This is a genomic window from Pseudoalteromonas sp. SG43-3, from assembly GCF_014164385.1.
Classification (GTDB): Bacteria; Pseudomonadota; Gammaproteobacteria; order Enterobacterales; family Alteromonadaceae; genus Pseudoalteromonas; species Pseudoalteromonas distincta.
In genome coordinates, this window is record NZ_JACJFC010000097.1 from 1 (window position 1) to 270 (window position 270).

1 rRNA gene is annotated in these 270 nt (G+C 38.5%); it reads right to left on the minus strand.

What is annotated here, in order from left to right:
• Positions 1–108, minus strand: a 5S ribosomal RNA gene (gene rrf / locus H5157_RS20775); the annotation flags it as partial.
• Between the last annotated feature and the right edge of the window lie 162 nt (positions 109–270).

A 270-nucleotide genomic window follows, 5' to 3' on the forward strand; every position in this document is an offset into this window, starting at 1 on the left:
AATGTCCTACTTTCACATAGCAAATGCTACACTATCATCGGCGCTGTTTCGTTTCACTACTGAGTTCGGCATGGAGTCAGGTGGGTCCAAAACGCTATTGTCACCAAGCAAATTTGGGCGTTAATCCGTATTTCTACGCATTAACTGAATTTGGAAAATATCTGATAATATTTTTTAAGTCTTTCTTTAAGCAATATCTACTTTAGTCATATTAACTTCTGTCAAACTGTCGCATAAAACGCGTTTGGCGTTGTATGGTTAAGCCTCACG